15 protein-coding genes are annotated in these 19,673 nt (G+C 69.6%); 5 read left to right on the top strand and 10 right to left on the bottom strand.

Annotation, left to right across the window (positions count from 1 at the left end; genetic code table 11):
• Positions 1-96: 96 nt before the first annotated feature.
• The 3 genes from NMN56_RS33670 (at position 97) to infA (ending at position 3,073) form a co-directional block, all read left to right on the top strand.
• The gene (locus NMN56_RS33670) at positions 97-1,698 is read left to right on the top strand and encodes a PH domain-containing protein (RefSeq protein ID WP_274043410.1); all 1,602 of its coding nucleotides are present in this window, start codon (positions 97-99) and stop codon (positions 1,696-1,698) included.
• Between the two features lie 362 nt (positions 1,699-2,060).
• Positions 2,061-2,852 (top strand): GNAT family N-acetyltransferase, encoded by a 792-nt coding sequence (locus NMN56_RS33665; RefSeq protein WP_274043409.1) that lies wholly within the window; start codon positions 2,061-2,063, stop codon positions 2,850-2,852.
• Positions 2,849-3,073, top strand: coding sequence for a translation initiation factor IF-1 (infA, locus tag NMN56_RS33660; RefSeq protein ID WP_274043408.1), 225 nt, complete (start codon positions 2,849-2,851; stop codon positions 3,071-3,073). The genes NMN56_RS33665 and infA overlap by 4 nt, the downstream gene beginning before the upstream one ends.
• Positions 3,074-3,355: 282 nt before the next feature.
• Here infA and NMN56_RS33655 read toward each other — a convergent pair whose 3' ends face one another.
• The 5 genes from NMN56_RS33655 to NMN56_RS33635 all read right to left on the bottom strand — a co-directional run bounded on the left by NMN56_RS33655 (position 3,356) and on the right by NMN56_RS33635 (position 9,286).
• Positions 3,356-5,740 carry an NACHT domain-containing protein gene (locus NMN56_RS33655; RefSeq protein WP_280842764.1) on the bottom strand — a complete coding sequence of 795 codons (2,385 nt, stop codon included), beginning with the start codon at positions 5,738-5,740 and terminating at the stop codon, positions 3,356-3,358.
• 122 nt (positions 5,741-5,862) lie between these two features.
• The gene (locus NMN56_RS33650; RefSeq protein WP_274043406.1) at positions 5,863-6,447 is read right to left on the bottom strand and encodes a TIGR03086 family metal-binding protein; all 585 of its coding nucleotides are present in this window, start codon (positions 6,445-6,447) and stop codon (positions 5,863-5,865) included.
• Positions 6,448-6,613: 166 nt separating this feature from the next.
• A complete protein-coding gene (locus tag NMN56_RS33645; RefSeq protein WP_274043405.1) occupies positions 6,614-7,252 on the bottom strand; it encodes a LysE family translocator in 639 nt (212 codons plus the stop codon).
• An 8-nt stretch (positions 7,253-7,260) separates the two neighbouring features.
• Complete coding sequence (locus NMN56_RS33640; protein ID WP_274043404.1) at positions 7,261-7,806, bottom strand: pyridoxamine 5'-phosphate oxidase family protein; 546 nt, start codon at positions 7,804-7,806, stop codon at positions 7,261-7,263.
• Between the two features lie 133 nt (positions 7,807-7,939).
• Entirely contained in the window at positions 7,940-9,286 is a 1,347-nt protein-coding gene (locus NMN56_RS33635) for an SUMF1/EgtB/PvdO family nonheme iron enzyme (RefSeq protein ID WP_274043403.1), read from the bottom strand.
• A gap of 1,130 nt (positions 9,287-10,416) precedes the next feature.
• On the opposite strand from NMN56_RS33635, the gene NMN56_RS33630 reads away from it, so the two are divergent.
• Both NMN56_RS33630 and NMN56_RS33625 read left to right on the top strand, forming a co-directional pair.
• On the top strand, positions 10,417-11,616 hold the full coding sequence (locus tag NMN56_RS33630) for an MFS transporter (RefSeq protein WP_274043402.1): 1,200 nt from the start codon (positions 10,417-10,419) through the stop codon (positions 11,614-11,616).
• An 885-nt stretch (positions 11,617-12,501) separates the two neighbouring features.
• Positions 12,502-13,065: a hypothetical protein gene (locus NMN56_RS33625; protein ID WP_274043400.1), complete on the top strand. Its 564-nt coding sequence runs from the start codon at positions 12,502-12,504 to the stop codon at positions 13,063-13,065.
• Between the two features lie 258 nt (positions 13,066-13,323).
• Here the strand turns inward: NMN56_RS33625 and NMN56_RS33620 are convergent, their stop codons facing one another.
• The 5 genes from NMN56_RS33620 to hutU form a co-directional block, all read right to left on the bottom strand.
• Positions 13,324-13,950 (bottom strand): hypothetical protein, encoded by a 627-nt coding sequence (locus NMN56_RS33620; protein WP_274043399.1) that lies wholly within the window; start codon positions 13,948-13,950, stop codon positions 13,324-13,326.
• Between the two features lie 549 nt (positions 13,951-14,499).
• Complete coding sequence (locus NMN56_RS33615) at positions 14,500-15,057, bottom strand: SMI1/KNR4 family protein (protein WP_274043398.1); 558 nt, start codon at positions 15,055-15,057, stop codon at positions 14,500-14,502.
• 282 nt (positions 15,058-15,339) lie between these two features.
• Entirely contained in the window at positions 15,340-16,758 is a 1,419-nt protein-coding gene (locus tag NMN56_RS33610) for a formimidoylglutamate deiminase (protein ID WP_274043397.1), read from the bottom strand.
• Positions 16,755-17,966: an allantoate amidohydrolase gene (locus tag NMN56_RS33605; RefSeq protein WP_274043396.1), complete on the bottom strand. Its 1,212-nt coding sequence runs from the start codon at positions 17,964-17,966 to the stop codon at positions 16,755-16,757. Before NMN56_RS33605 ends, NMN56_RS33610 begins: the two co-directional genes overlap by 4 nt.
• Positions 17,963-19,627, bottom strand: a complete 1,665-nt coding sequence (gene hutU, locus NMN56_RS33600) for a urocanate hydratase (protein WP_274043395.1) — start codon at positions 19,625-19,627, stop codon at positions 17,963-17,965. Before hutU ends, NMN56_RS33605 begins: the two co-directional genes overlap by 4 nt.
• Positions 19,628-19,673: the final 46 nt, after the last annotated feature.

Here is a 19,673-nt window from a genome sequence, read left to right as displayed (position 1 = left end):
GAGCTCAGGTCGTGTCCACCCGGCAGCGTTGCGGGTCGGAAGGCTGCCGGAGGCTGCACAAGTAAGCGCAGTCCGGCAGGTGGCAGGCTTCCGGGTATGGACGATGTCTGGGAACTGACCTGCCTTCCCTTTCAGAAGCGTGCCCTGTGGGTCCTGGTCTGGCTCGGGGCGGCCGGGGCCGGCGTGGCTGTGGCGCGTATGACGTATTGGAACGCATTCCTGGACGTGTGGGTGGGCGTCGGCCTGCTCTTCGTACTGCTGGGCACCATGGGGCTCAGCTGGCTCAGCGCCCGGGTGCGCGCCGACACGTACGGCCTGCACGTCCGGACGCTGCTGCGCCGCTGGAGCGTGCCGTGGCGCGACGTCGCCGAACTGCGGGTGTACCTGCAGTACACGCGTGACGAGGAGTTCCGTCGCGTCAGCCTGGTGCACCGTGAGGGAAACAAGCGGCTTCTGCCCCTGCCGAGGGACGCGCGGCAAGCCGACCCGGGCTTCGACGCGAAGCTGGAGGCGCTCCGCGCGCTGCACCGCCGTTACGGAGCCCCGGAGCCGGGCCACATCCCCGTCATCTCGCGCGGCACCGCCGGGCGCGGCACGGCGATGTGGCTGGTCCTGTGCGTGCTGCTGCTCGCGGGCGCGGGCGTGGCCGCCTGGTCCGTACCGAGCGCCGCTTCGTATGAGCAGGCGTGGCAGAAGGCGAGTCCGTGCACCGCCGGGACGCCGGCCACGAAGCGACGGGAATGTGTGACCACCCTGCCAGCCGTGATCGCGCGGACCGAGGCCGGCCAGTACAGGAAGCCGAGCTGGCTGTACTTCACCGACAGCCGGCCACTGAAGCGGCTCGGGGTCTCCCGAGAGGCAGCCCAGGGGCTCCAGGCCGGCGAGAGCGTCGAAGTGAGCGTCTGGCGCCGCGAGGTGATGGAGGTGGCCGGAGAGCACCACGTGTGGCGCGAGCACGTTCCCGCTCCGGGAGGTCGGGCCGTCATCGCGGCCTTGTGCGTCCTCGCAGCGGGTTACCCCGGCACCCGGGTGCTGATGCGCCTGCGCGGGCGTCGGCTGGCCGACGACGAGGTCCTTCCGTCGGCCCTTCCCTTCGCGGGCGCGCTCGTGGGCACCGCCCTGTGGCTGCTGCCCTTCTGCTACCGCCACCCCTCGGCCCTGCCCACCTCCCCGGGGGCGATCGCGTGGGCGACCGCGGGCTCGCTGGCCACGCTGGCCCTTTTCACCTGGGCCTGGCGTGCCACCCGCATCCATACGCCCGGGGAGGCCGGCGAGCCACGACTGTCCGGAGCGGTCGAACGGGGCGGAGCGGCCGAACGGGCCGGAGTGGGCGCCGAGATGGAGAACGAGGGGGAGAAGGAGGGTGAAGTGTTCCTGGCCGCCCGCTTCCTCGACCACACCGACTACAACCCGTACGGCTTCGGCACCCACATCGTCCTGGGAGACGGCCCGCCCGCAGTGACACCCCACCCCGGCCCGGGCCGGTTCGCGGCGAAACGCATACCGGGGGAGCGGCTCGCCCTCAAGGACGTGCGGCGTGCCCGGGGCAGTGACGGCGATACCGTTCCGAGAAGCTGGCACATCGCCGAACTCGATGACGCGGGCAGCACGGTCCGCCTCGCGGCTGCCCCGAACGACCTGACCCGCATCCTCCGCGAGCTGGGTCCCGCGAAGACCTCCGCGACCACCGTGCCGTGACCACCGTGCCGTGACCACCGTGCCGTGACCACCGTGCCGTGACCACCTCCGGCGCCTACGACGACGGCGGCCGGCTCCGCCCGGACAACGACTTGGATGAATGCGGCGGACAGAGAGGCGGTCTGGCAGAGAGGCGGTCTGACGGCCCTCCGCGGAAAAGGACATGTCCCCTCTGCGGAAAAGGAATTGAGCGAGTCGGTGCCCGCGGCTACCGTCGTGGTGGACCGTGAAGCCGTCGTATGGAGGTGAGACCCGTGAACACAGCTATTTATGGGTGCTCCCTCAACCCGTCACGGTCCTGCGGCTGACGTTCGGTGTCGCCAGGAGCGCCTGAGATCGAGGCACTCCTGAAGGAGACTCCAATGAACACGAAGCCTTTCCCATCCGGCCTGAGCGAGAACGCGGTGCTGACCACGCGCGTCGCGGCAGGGCAATGGCACGCGCTGGATGACGACCTGGTGGTCGGCCGCGGGCATGCGGAGCACCGGCCCGACGGACGCCTGTTCGTCAGCATAGACGCCTGGCACGACGCCACCTTCGACCGGCTCTCCGAGGCGATGCTGGCGGAACTGCCGGCACCGCTGTACACGGTGGTCGACGAAGCCGACATCGAGCTGGCAGCCGGCTGGCGGCGGGCCGGGTTCACGGTCCGGCGCCGCGAGTGGGAGTACGTCGTGCCGACCGACCCGGGGGTCACGGGGCTCGACGGAGTCCTGCCGCCTTCGGGCGTGACGATCGTTCCCGCCGGTCAGGCGGACGAGAGCCTGCTGCGGGCGGTGTACCGCGCGATCCGTGACGAAGTCGAGGCGAGCGTCGGGTGGCAGTCGATGCCGGCGGAGGTGGTTCTCCTCCACGAGGGCGACACCATCGTCGATCCGTCGAAGTACGCGGTGGCCGCGGCGCCGGACCGCTACTTGGGGCTGATCCGGGTGGTATCGGCGGCCCGGCCGCGCATCGGGCTGCTCGCGGTCCGGTCCGGCGAGCAGCGGCGCGGCATCGCGCGGGCGCTGCTCGCCCACGCGCTGGGGACGCTGCACCGCGCCGGGTCCGCCGCGGCCTGGGCCGAGATCCAAGAGCCCGATCGAGCGGCCTCGGCGCTGTTCGAGGGCATGGGTGCCCGGCCGATGAGCAGCAACCTGGAGTTGGTGCGATGACGAAGCACAAAAACGTCATCGAAGTCGAGGGCAAGGTCGTCGAGTGCCTGCGCAGCGCCATGTTCACCGTGGAGCTTGAGAACGGTCACCAAGTACTCGCGCACATCAGCGGGAAGATCCGCAAGCACTACATCAAGATCTACCTGGGAGACCGGGTGCTGGTGGAGCTCCCGCCGTACGACCTGACACGCGGCCGGATCGTGTTCCGGTACCGGAACTAGCGGCGGTCGGCACCTTGGCGACAGCTGATGCTGGGGCCCCGGTCAGGGCGTTTACGTGACCGGGGCCGATGACGGCTCGCACGGCAGCGGCGGCCACCGCTGTAGCCGCCGCCAGCAGACCCGCCCGGGCCGAACTCCCGCTCCGACGGCGGGGGGTTGACGCCACTGTGCCGCTTACGGCGCCGCCTGCTTTGGTGAGCCGGTACCGGGGCCCGCAAAAGGGGGCCGGGCTTCACATCGCCGGCATCTTCCTCTGGACTGCCCGATGTTCCCAACGAATTCCTAGACCGGGTTCCTGTGTTCCCGGGCGAGGAGTTTCTGGAGCTGGCGGTGGCGGAACTGGTACCGGGGGCCCTCCGTGCGCAGGATCTCGCGTGTGTAGGCGTCGTTGAAGAACCGCATCCCCCGGGCGGGGAGGAGGCGGCGCAAGTACAGCTGGAGGAAGAGCAGGGTGTTGCGCCAGTAGTCGGAGCCGGCGATCACGCAGCCGACGGCGAAGGGGATGGCGATACCGACGGTCTGGAACAGGCCGGGAAGAATGTCGTTCTGCCACCCGTATTCCTGGCCATCGGGGTGGTACATGAAGATCTCGCGCAATCCCCAGCCCGCCCCGGTGCTGAGCCCGAAGAGCAAGCCGTACACGATCGACTCGCGGCGGTCCCGGCGCCAAGCGGCGCTCCGGCCGGTGAGGATGCCCTGCCGGGACGCCGGGCGACCCGCGCCGATGATGAGGGAGACTATGACCGTGCCCCATACCCCGTTCCACAGCCCCTCGGCGAGTTCGTACCTCTCGAAGGGCTCGTACGGGAACAGGTACCTGAAGCCCATCGGCAGGCCGCCGGCGACGGCGCCGGGGAGAAGCGGGACGCGGGAGTAGAACGCCTTCCACCGAGTCCACGCATTGTCCCGGAGGGCTTGGCGGGCCCGGCGGCCCTGGGTGGCGGCCATGCCGGCCACCGCAGCGGAGCCCACGCCGATGAGAATGCCCGCGAACGCGGCTGTGGCCGTGTTGCCGTCGGCGGCACGGGTGTAGACGTAGTCGGCGAACCAGAACCCCATCATGCTGCCGACGACGATGGCCACCCCGGGGTTGAGATCCCGCCGTAAGGGGCCTCTGGCAGTACGGCCGCCGCGCCCATAGCCGCGGAACTCCGCCCCGAGGCCCGCCGCGCCACCCAGGATGAGCCCCATGACGGCGCCGTAGACCGCGCCGCCCGCCGCTCCATCGATGCCTTGGGCGCTGTAGCCGCCACCCCAGGAGGCGAAGGCCAACACGCCGCCAAGCGCACCGGTGAGCACACTGATGAGGCCGAGGGCGACGATGCGGGGGAACACCGGTGCCCACTGGTTCAGGTGGCGCCAGTCGAGGCTGTCGCCCTGCTCCGACAGTCGGGCCGCGAGATAGCGCAGCCAGTGCCGGGGCCGAGCCTGCGCAGACGGGTCGTGGCCCTGCAAAAGAGGTGGCTGGTAGGCGATGGTGACGAACCGGTCGAGCAGATGTAACACGACCTCGTCTCGCGAGGAGAACCGGCCCGGGGCCAGGAAGTCCTCAAGCGTCTCGGGGTCGGGGAACGCGTCGCGTACGAGCGTCAGCGTCAGTGGGGAGTTCAGGGCCTGGGTGAGCACGCTGTCCTGGTGATCCCGCAGGTGGCAGATGAGCCGTTCCCACTGTTCGGCGGCCGACACGCTCGGGCAGCGCCGGAGGTACTCGGCGGCCTCCTGCCCGGTGATCGGCGTGAGCTCCAGCACCGCGGCGCCCCTGGTGTGCTCGGCGGCCTGCTCAGTTCCGGTGAACTCGGCGGTGCGGGTGAACATCATCACCCGCGATGCCGCGTGCTCGTTGATGCCCTTCAGCGCGGCCTTGCGCAGGTCGGTGTCCAGCTCGTCGAAGCCGTCGAGGAAAAGGGCGATCTTGTGCTTCTTCAACAGCCGCTCGGCGACGTTGCCTCCGTACTCGGCGGAGCGCAGCAATGGGTGGTCCGCCGAGAGCTGGGCGGATACCCAGTCCTTGAAGAACAGCCGGCCGGTGTCCCACGTGGTGAGTTTGAGCAGCACCGGGACCGGCACCCGGTCGCGTTCGTCGTCGCTGACTTGGTCGCGGCGGTGCTTCAGCGCCTCCAGGACCGTCAGGATCGCGGCGTCGGACTTGCCGCTGCCGGGGCCGCCCAGCACGACGATGCGGCCGGAGCCCAGCCCACCGTAGACCTTGAACAGATCGCTCAGCCCGCCCTCGCGCACCGTGGTGACATCGGATGCCGGTACCTGCGGCAGCCGCGAGAAAGGCGTCAAGCTCTGCGGGTCCCCCAACGCGGCCTCCATCGGGCCTGCCACTGGAGAGCGCGACCACCGCCAGCGCACCGGGATCGGCGCGGGCGAGCGCAGCTGCCGGTCGCTGGCCGCCTGCTGCAACTCGTCCCAGACCTCGTCGGCCAGCTCGTCGGCGGCGGCGCTGAGCTGCGCGCTCGGGCCTCCGGCCGCCCGGGCTTCAATGCGGCCGACGCGGAACGCCTCCCATGTGAGCCACATCGTGGGCAGTCCCAGCAGCACCGTCACCACGGCCGCGACGGCGCTGCCGTCCTCCCCGCGCGCCCGGAACAGCCAGACGGCCACCGCCGTGCCGCACAACGCCAGAAGCAGATAGACCACACCGGTACGGCGCGTCTGCATCCCGCACCCTCCGAGGGCAAGTGAGGCCGGCCACCAGGGCTCACCATCCCAATGGCCCCGGCGGACGCCGTCAAGAGTGCGAACGCCCTCGCGCCACGGCGGTGAGGCCCAAACGAAACCGCCTAGGGGCGGCGTCCCAGGTAGGCGGCCAGCCGGGTGTGGATGTCGGCGTCGTCGGGCACCGGTACGGCCGGGCTGAACGGGCCCTGCTCGCTGCGGTCATCCGGCGGCGCGAACTTCGAGAACGCCTCAAGGGCCCGGGTGGCGAGGTCGGGGTCGAGTTCGGCGAGCCGTTCGGTGGCGTGTGCGAGGTCCCAGGAATGAGCCGTGAACTCGTGGCTGTAGGCATCAAGAACATCCCGGCCGGACAGTGTGGCCCACGGCAGCTCGATCATTCGGTCCAGCTGCCCGTCGTCGGCCCACACCTGCTCGGCCTCGCTCCGGGCCCGGGCGAATGCGCCGGCCCAGCCGTCGTCGGCTATACCGTCGATCACATCCGGGAGGTCGCTCGCGTCGCCTCCCGTGCCGACACGGGCGAGCTTGTGCAGCACCGAGACCATATGTCCGAGCAGCGCGCGAACGTCGTACTCGGCACAGGGAGTGCGGTTACTCAGCTCGTCGGGACGTACCGCCGCGACCTGCTTCCCGGCCTGATCAAGTGACCTGGCGAAGATCGGACGTGGGTCATGGGCCAGTTCGGTTGTCATGGCCGGGAGGCTACAAGGGCGCACTGACAGCCCGGACGACGGTAGTGAGCAACTCCCTTCCCCCCCGCCTCGCCATCGTCGCCACGCTCGAAGACGCGCGACAGGTGTCGTGGGTCGCCGGCCGCTGGCGCACCGTTCATCGCGGCGGGGTCGTCGGCTGTGCCTGTCAGGACGGCGAGAGCAGTGCGGTGAACGCGCCGAGCAGCAGGTAGATGATGCCGCTGGAGCGGTCCAGGTGGCGCTGAACGGTAGGGCTGCGACGCAGTCTGCCCGCGAGTGCGCTGGACACAAGGGTGTAGGTGCCGTCGCTGAGTACGGCGACGGCAGTGAACAGGGCCCCGAAGAAGAGCAATTGGAAGGAGGCGGGGCCTCGGCCGGTGTCCACGAACTGCGGCAGGAACGCGGTGAAGAAGATGAGGCTCTTCGGGCTGAGGATGTTGACGGCGAAGCCGTCCCGGAGCACGCGTGGAAGCGACTCCCGGGGCAGTGGGGCGTCGACGTCGTCGACGCGGTTCGCGCGGGCGTTCCACAGTTTGCGGGCGCCGAGCCAGATCAGATAGCCGACACCGAGGTACTGGACCACGGCGAAGGCCGTCGGTGACGCGGTCAGCAGGGTCGCAAGTCCCAGAGTCGTCAGCAGGACGTAGACCGCCGTCGCGAGGTGCACGCCGACCAGGGAGATCAGGCCCGCACGGCGGCCCTGGGACACGCTTCTGGTCACGAGGTAGACGACGACGGGCCCGGGGATCAGCAGCAGTCCGATGCTCGCAGCGAGAAAGACGAGGATCGTCGACAGGGAGGGCATCGGGCGGCCTACTGCTGCGTTCCGTTGTCGGCAGCTCCGGTGGCCAGCCGCCGGGCGTCCGGCGCGGGCACGAAGGAGAGGTCGACCGTCCAGATGTCGTCCGGGACCAGCTTGGCCATTCGGGTGCCATAGATGGACGGGTCCGGGCGCAACTGGAACCGGGCGTCCCAGTAGTCCTCGTCCGATCCGGCGTACTTGGTGAGGATGCGGCGGCCCCGTTCCACGTCGAAGTCGACGACATGTCCCCGCCCGTGCCCGATGACCTGGAGCGTCTCTCCCGTCTCCAGATCACAGGTGTCGATCACGAGTTCGATCGAGGGGTCGGCCAACAGCCGCTCGTCCAGGATGGACCAGGAGCCCGTGATCATCCAGAATGCCTCCTCCTCCCAGACGAACCAAAAGGGGCGTACGACCGGCCCGTTCATCGCCAGACGCCCGACCAGAGCGCGGGAGAGGAATTTCTCCACGTCGAACTGTGCGCCGTCGAAAGACGCGAATGTGCCGTTCTTGCGGGTGAAGTGAATGCGTCGGGCTGTGATGTTCCGGTCCACCATGGAGCAGGGCTCCCTTCGACAAGCTCGATAAACCTCGCGGCAGCGGGGCGTCGCGGAAAAGGACGGCCGTGCGAATTCAGTGGCCGTTGCGCGTGAATGATCGACCGTCACTCCGTCGTCGACCGCCACTCAGTCACTGAACAGGTGCGTCATACGCGCACCTGAATCCGACCTCGTTGTGCCGGTCGGTGAGAAGGTCCTTCCCCAGGTAGAAGGTGGTGAGACAGACGGGTGGTGATGTCCACGTGCCGCCGCGCAGTACATGGAAACCCTCCGGCCGGTTCATGAACTCCGGGTTCTTCCGTCCCTTGAAAAAGGGCGCCATGTTCGCTCGGGTGAAGAAATTGGTGCGCGTGATCTCCCAGACGTTGCCCGCCATGTTCAGCGCGCCGTAAGGGCTCGCGCCGTCGGGCAACGCGTCGGCGGGCAGGACGGGCTCGGGCGGCCACGCTCTGGTGGTGCGGACGAGTAGCTCCTCCAGCTCCTCCAGGTCGCGGATCTCCTCACGCCCGTACGCGCCGAACACGCACCGTGCCTTGTCGGGGTCCCAGGTGTTGCCCCACGGATAGGTCCTTGCGTCGGTCCCCCGGGCGGCCTTCTCCCACTCGTCCTCCGAGGGCAGCCGCCCGCCCGCCCAGCGCGCGAAGGCGTAGGCGTCGTACCAGTCGACACCGATCGCCGGCAGCTCCGGAGCGTTGCAGCGGGGGTCACGCCAGTGCGCCGGTGTGTGGTCCTTGTCCAGGGGCTCGTCGGGGTGTGCGAACTCGCCTCCCGGAGCGGCTTCCAGGAGGAACTCTTTGTAGCGGGCATTGGTCACCGCAGTGCGGTCCACGCAGAAGGCCGGAAGATCGACGACGCGCAGCGGATTGTCGGTGTCGTCCGTCTGGAAGGGGCCGGCCTCCTGGACGTTCGCACCCGCGATGAAGGGGCCGGCAGGGACCGTGACCACGTCTCTGAGGTCGGGTTCCCGCCGGGCCGCCGCGACAGCGGCGTGCTTCTCGGCGAAGTGCTTGTCCTCCAGGGCACGCAGCGCGCCCGGGTCCCGGGTGCCGAAGAACTCCCAGAGTGCCTTCTTGGTGAAGGCGGCCCCGCAGCCGACAGGTTTTCTCGTGTAGGCGGGCCGACTGAAATTGCTCGGCCAGCCCGAGATCCTGATCATGTGCTCGACGGCCTCCGGCAGCCGGTGCTCACCAGCGGCCTTGATGGCGGTGAAGGCCACCCAGTCGACGTCATCGTGGGTCGCGGCGCAGATGGCCTCACGTGCTTCGGCCTCCTTGACGAACCGGGCCGCGAGCGTCTCCACGGCGATGCGCCGCACGTTCCAGTCCCGGTGACCCGAGGTCCAGTCGCACAGCAGGGACAGCAGCTCCCGGCTGTCGGAGCGCGCCGCCAGCGCCGCTTCCAGCTCCCGGAGCCGCTCGGCGTAGGCGGCGTCGTCGAGGGGTGCCAGGACCGGTGGACTCACGAGATGGTCGAACACACGTGGCTCCTGCATCGCCGTAGTGGGAGGTGCGCCATTTCAGAGCCGGGCGACCGATTTCCCGCGTCGCCCGGCTCCGTCGCTCAATGTCCGGCCATTACCACTTAGTGGCGGCCTCTCCCTCTTCACGGGAGCGGATGAAGTCCTCGTTCGTCATGGCCTTCTTCTTCCAAGATTCTTTGGCGGGAGCGTGCTGTGCGCTTACATCGATGTGGCCGGGAGAGATCACGAGGGCGCCCGTTCAGATCTGAAGCCCCCCGGGCCGGTCGCTCGGCGCAGCACAATTTAAGCCCATCTCCGAAGGCGCAGACAATATATTTCCAGCCCCTTCGCCGGAATGGTCATCAGTCCCGGCGGGATGCCTGTTCTCCGAGGTCAGTAACCAATCCCATGAAAGATCAATTCTGCGGGATCACCGAGTCCGCCAGAAAATTCGAGACACGGAGGGGCAGGCATAAGGTCATTTTCGGTGCCCGGTCACGCCGCTTGCGCCGGCGGGGCATAGTGGGTACGTGAATCACGCTCTTCCTGCCACGGATGAGGCGGCTGTGTACTTGCGTGCGTGGTGACGAGTTGTGTGACCTGATTGCCGAGTTGGGTGAAGTCGATCTCCGCGTGTCAGCGGTTGGCCGCGATCCAACGTGCGCCCTTGTTGGGCACCAGGAATCGCTTTGACGGGGGCGTTTCACGCTTTTACTCACGTCGTAGCGGGTGGAGGGGCGGCGGTTCGTGGAACCGAGCGGTCTTCGGAGCCTGGTCTTACGGGTTTCGGCGCGCGGGGGAAGTCTGAGTGGCGCGCAGGCGGGGCACTTCCCTGACGGCGCGTCAGGCGGCGGGAGCCCGGCGGTTGACCCGTAAGCCGGACATCGTTGACGCGGTACGTGCGGCCCCGCCAGCGGTGGTCGCCGAGCACCAGCACGGCCCCGACGCCGGTACCGGCAGGGGCACGGGACGGTCAGGTACCCTCGCCGGGTGCGCATTCCGATGTTCATCTGACGGTCCTGGGAAATCGCCCGCCCAGATCCTGATCCGTTGAGGGCGCGCTTGGCCGCGCCTTCCGGATCTCCACCGACCTTCAGACCTCGCCGACCGTGCCCACGATGCCGGTCGCCCATCATCGGAGTGTCCCGGTGTTCGGAGTGCTTCTTCTCCCCGGCGCCCTGCGCGCCTTCCTCCCCGCCCTGATCGGGCGTTCCTCCCTCGCCATGAGCGGTCTCGCGCTTCTCCTGGCAGTCCAGGACAAGACGGGCTCTTTCGCGCAGGGCGGTCTTGCGACGGCCGCCTTCGGAATCGCCACCGTTGCCGGCGCACCCTGGCGGGCCCGAGCCATCGACCGTTTCGGTCAGCGGCGAGCCCTCACGGTGATGGCAACCGGCCAAGCCACGGGGTTCTTCGCCCTCGCGCTCCTCGTCGACGGCAGGCAGGACGCCGCCCCCTGGCTTCTGCTGGTTCTCAGCGCCGAAGGTGGCCTGACGGCCCCGCCTCTGGGAGCCGCGATGCGCATGGTCTGGGCGTCCCTCACACAGGCCGGGGACCAGCGGAAGAGGGCCTTCAGCTTCGATGCGGTGTCCGAGGAGCTTCTCTTCCTGGCCGGTCCTGTCCTCATCAGTGCGGTCATCGGTGCCACCTCGCCCGGCTTCGGACTGGGAGTGACTGCGGCGACCGTGTTCCTGGGAACGGTGGCGATGGTCTCCAGCCCGGCCTCGGGGGCGATGCGGGGGACCCGCCGGGACGCGGTACGGCGTGAACGCGTGCTGCGCCGGCCGGGCTTCGGCCGGGTGCTGCTCGTCCTTCTGGGCGCGGGCGCCGTGCTCGGTGCCGTGGAGGTCGTGGCTCCGGCGGTCGCCGCACAGCATGATGCCGCGTCAGCAGCGGGCTGGCTCTTGGCGGCCTTCTCCGCTGGAAGCGCCCTGGGCGGCCTGCTCTACGGCCGGCTGAACCTCAAGGCGGGGGTCGGAACGAGGCTGTTCGCCCTGAGCACCGGCATGGGGATCGCCACGGTCAGCGTCTCCTGGATCACCCCGCTCGGGCTCTTCGCCGCCGGCCTGGTCCTCGTCGGCCTCTTCCTCGCCCCTTCCCTCGTCACCGGATACCTCATCGCCGATGCCATCGCTCCGGAAGGCAGCCGGACGGAGGCGTCGACCTGGATCAACACCGCCATCAACCTGGGCGCCTCACTGGCATCCGCTGGTGCGGGCATCGTCATCGACCGCTCGGGCACCGGGCTCGCCCTCCTTCTCGCCGGGGTGGTCCCACTCGCGCTCGCCCTGGCCACGCCCATTGCGCGACTCCGCGCGATCGAGGCCGGCGAGGGGCGCCCGGTCGACTGACACCCGAAGCGGCGGTCCACCCATGCCCGAAGTCCCATCGACCCGCGGTCTCATCAATGCCCGCGGTCCCACTCATGCCCGCGGTCCACCTGTGCCCCGTAGGCGCGTCGAGGGAGACTCCCGTGCAGGGGGCGGGCGTGACGCGGTGGGAGTCGACCTCGGTACTCAGCAGATCGAACGGGCCCGCGCCCGGCATGGCAAAGCTCTCCGCACACCTTCGCTGTAGCTGTAGCTGTAGCTGATGTCACCGCGCTGCTCCGGCAGGCCGACAGTCTCTGCGCGGACGCTTTGTTCGACCGGGCCCACCGGCAACTGCTGTGCTCGCGCCTTGAAGAGGTGGCTCAGGGCGGCCCTCTACGCGGGGGAGTACGCGGGCCGGACTCGTCGAAGGCGAAAACCTGGCCTACGGTGACGCGTTGAGCCGTGGTGTGGGGATCTTTATCGTTCTGTGCCGCTTTTCCGGGCAACCGTGACTCTTCCTACGCGACCGAATGGGCCCTATGCCCGCCTTTCGGTGTTCTGGCTGTCAGTTGAGTGCTGCGGTGTGGCTTGCTGCATGTCTATCGTCGCTGTGGCCTTCCGGAATGCTTTCGGCGGGCCGGGCCCGAAAACTGGTGGGTGTGCCTTTTGTTGGCGTGCGGGACCCAACGACTGAGAGGTATGCGGCATGGACGAGCAGGTTGCCCCGAGAACGACCGCAGCGGTTGGGACACCATGCACTCCCTGATCACAGGGCTGCCTCGGCAGATGGGTATGTCTACGGTCACGGCGTACTCCGGCACCGGCGGGCGCGGCCCGCAACCGCGCAACGGCTGCTTCCAGAACCGCACCACCTGGGGGAGCAACGGAAAGTCCGTCCCGTCGGCAGAAATCAAGGGCTGATCCGTGGGGAGCCGGAACCCGGAAAAGTGGCTGTACCTCAGCGGTGTCGCCGTCATGGGCCTTCTCATGCTCTTCGCCATCGGCTGGCCCGCTGTGGTACTCGCGGCGGTTGCTTCGGCGCTGGGCTCGGTCGGCTTCCTCATCGCGCGGGCCGCCCGGCGGGGCGCCTCGGCGCTGCGTGCGGGGAAGGGCCGGCGCCCCGGAACGTGGCTGGCGCTCGGCGCGGCAACGGCACCCGTGGCCCTGCTCGGACTGCTCGTCTCGTACGCCGTCGGCGCCTTTGCCGGCGCCCTGGACATGCGTAAGGCGTGCATGGTCCAGCAGGAGTCCTATGACGCCGGCTATCGGCAGCAGCACGCCGGGGAAATGGACCACTGGTTCCCGCTGCACAACAAGTGCAACGCCGACTTCGACCTGGTTCCCGGCTGGGTGAACCCCGTTGTCGCCATCTGCGCCGGGCTCGTGGCAGCCGGCGTCATCACCGCGGCTGTTGCTGCGGTCGCACATATCGCACTGAGGAGAAAGCAGCGGAGATGCCCCCCGGATTTACCCCGCGTCGATTCATGACCGTAATGGCCGGTGACGCCGGTGACGCCGGTGACGCCGGCGCCATCCGCGTCACCGGCGCCGCCACGCCGGTTTCGCTGGGAAATCCGCTCGCGCCGCGATGTCGAGATCGGTGGTCGGCCCGAGACCTGCGATGTGCCGGAGAGCTACGAGCCGAACCACTTCTCCGGCAGCGCCACTGCCTCCCCAATTGAGGCACCGCCCGCCTTGCCGGGACAGGGGGTGACGCTGCCTTCGAAGAGGGCCGGCAGAAATGGTCTAGCTGTCGGCGCTTGCGGGCTCGTGTACGGCGCCGCTGACGGGCTCGCGTACGGCGGCGCGTATCCGTGCCGTCTGATCGGCCAGTTCGCCGAGATCGTACGCGAGTGGATCGTTCTCAATGGTGCTCTCGGAGAAGTCGAACACGAGCGCTGCCGAGCCGTTGTCGTCCCAGGCGCAGACCGGGAACGGAGTGGTGTCCAGGCCCGGGCCCTCATCGACATGGATGGCGCAGCGGAGCGGATCCTTCGCGCCTCCTCGCCTGAAGTCCTGTGGCTTCCTTGTGCCTTCGCCGTTCAACCGGCTTCCCGTTGTTTCCAGGAGATCGTCGGCAGCCAGGCCGTTCTTCATGGACGAGGAGTTCACCGCGATGATGAGGACCTCGACGGTTCCCCCATCGCTCTTGTAGGTCCCCGAGATCGCGCCTTTCCCTGAGTAGCGGCCGACGTTGGGCTCCTTGGCCTCCCTGTTGCTGACGAAGCTGAGCCCCGCGCCTTTCAGCTTCTTGTGCAGTCGGACTTTGTACGTAGGCGCCGGACCGCTCGCGTCCGGGCCCGGTTCCGACAACTGCTGGAAGCTGACCACGGCGAGCCCGGCCCCGCCCAGGTGCACAAGAATCGCGGTCACGATGACCACGGCCTTCCACGTCCGGGACTTGCCCGGGGGAGGAGGCGGGGGCGGCGGAGGCCAAGGCGTGGGGGAGAGCGGTAACTCGGGGTCGTTCGGTGGCTGTTCGAATAACATCGCCAGTCCGGCCTCTCTGCCGTCAAATCGCCTGTGCTGCCCGCGAGTTGAGCACTCGGCGCGCTCTGCTTGTCAGCTCCAGCAGTCGAACACCGTACCTGCGCGAGACGATTGGCTCGCAAGGATCCCGGAAACCGACCTCCTCACGGTCCGGCCACGCGAGGCGCCGCCCGGTCACTCCCCCTGTGGGCCGCGAAGCGGCAACGCACACGGGCGCGGTGAACGGCGGGCGGCGGCAAGCGCGCGGGACGGCGCGGCAGCGACGTGGCCGCGAACCGGTGCGCGAACGGCACCTCACATCACGCTCACGGGCGAGCCTCGCCGTCGGTGAGCAACGGTCGCGCCGGGCGTCACCGCAACGTCCAACCGCCATGCCACGGCCACCGATCCGGTGACCCCAGGGTTACAGCGCTAGTGATCTGACTCAGATCACTAGGAGTGCACTGCTTCCCGCACCATGGCGGCGAAGTCGTGGTAAGGCTCGGGGTCGTCACCGTCACCGGGCCACCACACATACGCGGTCCACTCGCCGTTTTCCCCGACGCCGTCGGCGTGCAGCAGCCAGTAGCAGCCGCTGCCGCCGTCGTCGTCGCCGATCAGCAGGCACCGCTTGAGCATGGCGAGCTGGTCCACGAAGGAGTCGCTGTCCGACCACGCTTTGATGAGGTCGGCGTCCAGGTCAGCGAACCAGCCGATGTCCCTGACCTGGAACAGGTCGACGGACCCGATGTCTTCCCAGCCGTCACTGACCTGGAGGAAGTTTCGGTACGAGAGAGGAAGCCTCACCCCGAGCCGCTCCTCGGCGGCCACGATCGCTTCCTCGCCCGCCGGTTCGGCGCCGGCCCACCCGGCCTCCAGCCGCTTCTTGCTGATGACCTGGCGATGGTCCTCGATGGCCTCACGGACCTCGTCCGAGTTGATGTGCCTGGCGTTGTAGTCGCTGAGGAACGCGCGCCATTCCGCGACCGTCAGGGGCGAAGGGGTCGTCATACCTGAACTCCGGTGATCAGTACGGTGGGTCTCGGACAGCCTCACACGATCCACTGACAATCGAAGCGGGTGCTGGCTCGCGGCGACCCGGTCCTTGAAACCGCTGCTCGGGACGCGACGCGGCCTCGGCGGATCGTGCAGCCGGTACAGCTGGCTTGCAGCGAATCCCCCTCTGCGCACCGGCCCGGCCTGTAGGCAGACGATTCACGGGTTAGCCAGGGAAGTCGCGAGGAGCTGGCTCTACTGCTCGACACGCTCCGACCACGATCCTTCGGACACACCCTAGCCGCGCAGTGCGGTGATGGCCCCGGCGAGAGCGCCCGGCACGTCGGCGACCTTGGTGTGGATACCGTCGCGGACGAGGTGCTGGCCGCCGACCACCGTGTGGCGGATGTCTGCGGCCGAGGCGGCGAAGACCGCGGTCTCGGCCCCGTGGCGCGGGTCGGCGCCCGCGGTCCGTACCGAGGTCAGGTCGACGGTCGTGAGGTCGGCCAGGGCGCCGACCGCCAGGCGCCCGGCTTCGGGCCAACCGAGTGCGCGGTGGCCGCCGCTGGTGGCGGCGGCGAGGAGTTGGGCCGCTGTCCAGTGGCCGCGGGTCCGGGTCCGCAGCCGTTCGTCGAGTTCCAGTGCGCGTGCCTCCTCCAGGAGGTCGATCACCGCGTGGCTGTCGCTGCCGAGGCTCAGTGGCGAGCCGGCCCGGTCGAGCGCCACGGCGGGGCCGATACCGTCGGCGAGGTCGCGTTCGGTGGTGGGGCACATGCAGGTGCCGGTTCCCGTGGAGCCGAGGAGGGCGATGTCCGCCTCGGTGAGGTGGGTGTTGTGGATGCCCGTGGTGGACGGGCCCAGCACTCCGTGGTCGGCGAGGAGCCGGGTGGGCGTGGTGCCGTGAACGGCCAGGCACGCCTCGTTCTCGGCGGTCTGCTCCGAGAGGTGGACATGGAGGGGTGCGTCCCGCTCGGCCGCGAAGGCGGCCACCGTGCCGAGTTCGTCCGCGGGCACGGCGCGTACCGAGTGGACGGCGGCGCCGATCCGCAGCCGTTCGCCGTCCTTCAGGTCGCCGGCGCGCGTCGCCCAGGCGTCGGCCGTGCCGTCGCTGAAGCGCCGCTGTCCTGCCTCGGGCGGCGCGCCGAAGCCCGAGGAGAGGTAGGCGGTGTCCAGGAGAGTGAGCCGCACGCCCGCCTCGTCGGCGGCTGCGGCCAGGGCGAGGCCCATGGCGTTGGGGTCGGCGTAGGGAGTGCCGTCGGGGGAGTGGTGGAGGTAGTGGAACTCGCCCACCGCGGTGATCCCGGCCAGCGCCATCTCGGCGTAGACGGCGCGGGCGAGTTCGTAATAGCTGTCGGGATCGAGACGGGCGGCGGTGGCGTACATGATCTCGCGCCAGGCCCAGAAGGAGTCCGGAGCGCAGCCCGGCGGGCCGCCGTCGGGAGCGGTCTGGGCGAGGGAGCGCAGAGCCCGGTGGAAGGCGTGGGAGTGGGCGTTGGCGAGGCCGGGGAGGGTGAGGCCGCGCAGCGGGACGGTGCGGGGCGGGGCTGTGGCCACGCCGGTGCGCAGCTCGGTGATGTGCTCGCCGGCGGTACGCAGCAGCACGCCGGCGGCGACCCGGTCCCCCAGCCACGCGTGTTCCAGCCAGTAGGCGGGTCCGGTGGCGGCGGCCGGTTCCGGCGCGGGTGAACCGGCCGCTGTTCCGGGGTCGTTCGTCATGCGCAGGCCAGCCCTTCGAGTACGTCGGCGAGTGCGGTGACGCCCGCGGTGCAGTCGTCCTCGGCGGCGTTCTCGGCAGGGGAGTGGGAGGTGCCGGTGGGGTTGCGGACGAAGAGCATCGCGCTGGGGAGGGTGCCGGAGAGGATGCCGGCGTCGTGGCCCGCGCCGGTGGGCAGCACGGGGACGGCGCCGTTGAGGAGTTCCACCAGGGTGTCGCGGAGCCCGGCGCCGAAGGAGACCTCGGGGCTGAAGGACTCGCGTACGACGTCCACGGTGGTGCCCTCCTGTGCCGCGCTCTCGCTCGCCGCCTGTTCCACCGCGGTCACCAGCGCTTCCAGGGTGGTGTGGTCGGCCGCGCGTGAGTCGAGCCATCCTCGGACGAGGGAGGGGACGGCGTTGACGCCGTTCGGTTCCACGGCGACCTTGCCGAACGTGGCCAGCGCACCGGCGGAAGCCGCCGCTCGCCGGGCGGCGAGTACGGTCGCCGCGTAGGCGAGCATCGGATCGCGGCGGTCCTCCAGGCGCGTGGTGCCCGCGTGGTTGGCCTCGCCGCGGAAGTCGAAGCGCCAGCGGCCGTGCGGCCAGATCGCCGAGGCCACACCGATCCGGTCGCCGGTCAGGTCGAGCGCCCTGCCCTGCTCGATGTGGAGTTCGACGAAGGCGCCGATGCGGGCGAGGCGTTCGGGGTCGGGGCCGAGCGCTTCGGGGTCCTGGCCCGCGCGTTCCATGGCGGCGGCCAGCGTGGTGCCGTCGGCGTCCCGCAGGGCACGGGCAGCGTCGGGGGCGAGGGCTCCGGCGGCGAGTCGGGAGCCGACGCAGGCCAGGCCGAAGCGGGCGCCCTCCTCGTCGGAGAAGTTGGCGACGCGCACGGGCCGGGTGAACTCCGCCCCCTTGCGGCGCAGTTCGTCAATGGCGGCGAAGGAGGAGACCACGCCCAGCGGTCCGTCGAAGGCGCCGCCTGACGGCACCGAGTCGAGGTGGGAGCCGAGGGCTACGGCGTCCCCAGCGGTGGGGTCGCCGAGGTGGGCCCACTGGTTGCCGTTGCGGTCGGTCTCGTAGGTCATGCCGCGCGCGGTGGCCTGCGCGCGGAACCACGCGCGGCAGTCGGCGTCGGCACCTGTCCACGCGTAGCGGTGGTAGCCGCCGGTCCCACCGTCCCGTCCGATGGGCCGCAGATCGGCCCACATCTCGTGGAAGGAGGCGCTCACTTGGCGTCACCCTCCCGCATCGGGATACGGATGCCCTGGTCGGCGGCGGTGCGCTCGGCGATCTCGTAGCCGGCGTCGACGTGCCGGACGACGCCCATGCCGGGGTCGTTGGTCAGTACCCGGCGGATCTTCTCCCCGGCCAGCGGCGTGCCGTCGGCGACGCTGACCTGTCCGGCGTGGAGGGAACGCCCCATGCCGACGCCGCCGCCGTGGTGGATCGAGACCCAGGAGGCACCGGAGGCGGTGTTGACGAGGGCGTTGAGCAGCGGCCAGTCGGCGATGGCGTCGGAGCCGTCGAGCATGGACTCGGTCTCCCGGTAGGGCGAGGCGACGGAGCCGGTGTCGAGGTGGTCGCGGCCGATGACGACGGGCGCGGAGAGTTCGCCGGAGGCCACCATGGCGTTGAACCGCTCGCCGGCGAGCGCGCGTTCGCCCTGCCCCAGCCAGCAGATGCGGGCCGGCAGCCCCTGGAAGTGGACACGTTCGGCGGCCATACGCATCCAGCGGGCGAGGGACTCGTTCTCGGGGAACAGGTCGAGGACGGCCCGGTCGGTGCGGTGGATGTCGGCGGGGTCGCCGGAGAGCGCCGCCCAGCGGAAGGGGCCCTTGCCCTCGCAGAAGAGGGGGCGGATGTAGGCGGGGACGAAGCCGGGGAAGTCGAAGGCCCGGGCGTAGCCGGCGAGTTGGGCCTCGCCCCGGATGGAGTTGCCGTAGTCGAAGACCTCGGCGCCCGCGTCCTGGAAGCCGACCATCGCCTCGACGTGCGTCGCCATCGACTCGCGCGCACGGGTGGTGAAGTCGGCGGGCTTCTCCTGCGCGTACGCGGCCATGTCGGCGAAGTCGACGCCTGCGGGCAGATAGGCGAGGGGATCGTGCGCCGAGGTCTGGTCGGTGACGATGTCGATGGGCGCGCCCTCGGCGAGCATCCTCGGCAGCAGGTCAGCCGCGTTGCCGAGCAGGCCGATGGAGAGCGGACGGCGGGCTTCACGCGCTTCGGTGGCCAGGGCCAGGGCGTGCTGGAGGCTGTCGGCGCGTACGTCGAGGTAACGGTGTTCGATGCGGCGCTCGATCGCCCGGGGGTCGCAGTCGATGCAGATCGCCACGCCGTCGTTCATGGTGACGGCGAGCGGCTGTGCGCCGCCCATGCCGCCGAGTCCCGCGGTCAGGGTGATGGTCCCCGCGAGGGTGCCACCGAACCGTTTCGCCGCGACAGCGGCGAACGTCTCGTACGTGCCTTGGAGGATGCCCTGGGTGCCGATGTAGATCCACGAACCGGCCGTCATCTGCCCGTACATGGTGAGGCCGAGCTGCTCCAGGCGCCGGAACTCCTCCCAGTTGGCCCAGTCGCCGACCAGGTTGGAGTTGGCGATGAGCACGCGCGGTGCCCATTCGTGGGTCTGCATCACGCCGACCGGGCGCCCGGACTGGACGAGCATGGTCTCGTCCTGCTTCAGGTTGCGCAGGGTACGGACCATGGCGTCGAAGGAACGCCAGTCGCGGGCCGCCTTGCCGGTGCCGCCGTAGACCACGAGTTTGTCGGGGTGTTCGGCGACCTCCGGGTCGAGGTTGTTCTGCAGCATGCGGAGGGCGGCTTCCTGCGGCCATCCCAGCGCGGTGAGTTCACTGCCGCGGGGGGCCCGCACCGGCCTTGCTCCTGACATCCTTGCCTCCAGGCTTCTATTCAATATTCATTCAGATGTTCACATC

The sequence above is a fragment of the Streptomyces iconiensis genome, assembly GCF_028657195.3.
GTDB lineage: Bacteria > Actinomycetota > Actinomycetes > Streptomycetales > Streptomycetaceae > Streptomyces > Streptomyces iconiensis.
Note: the sequence above shows the minus strand (reverse complement) of the source record. Positions and strands in the feature narration are given on the sequence as shown.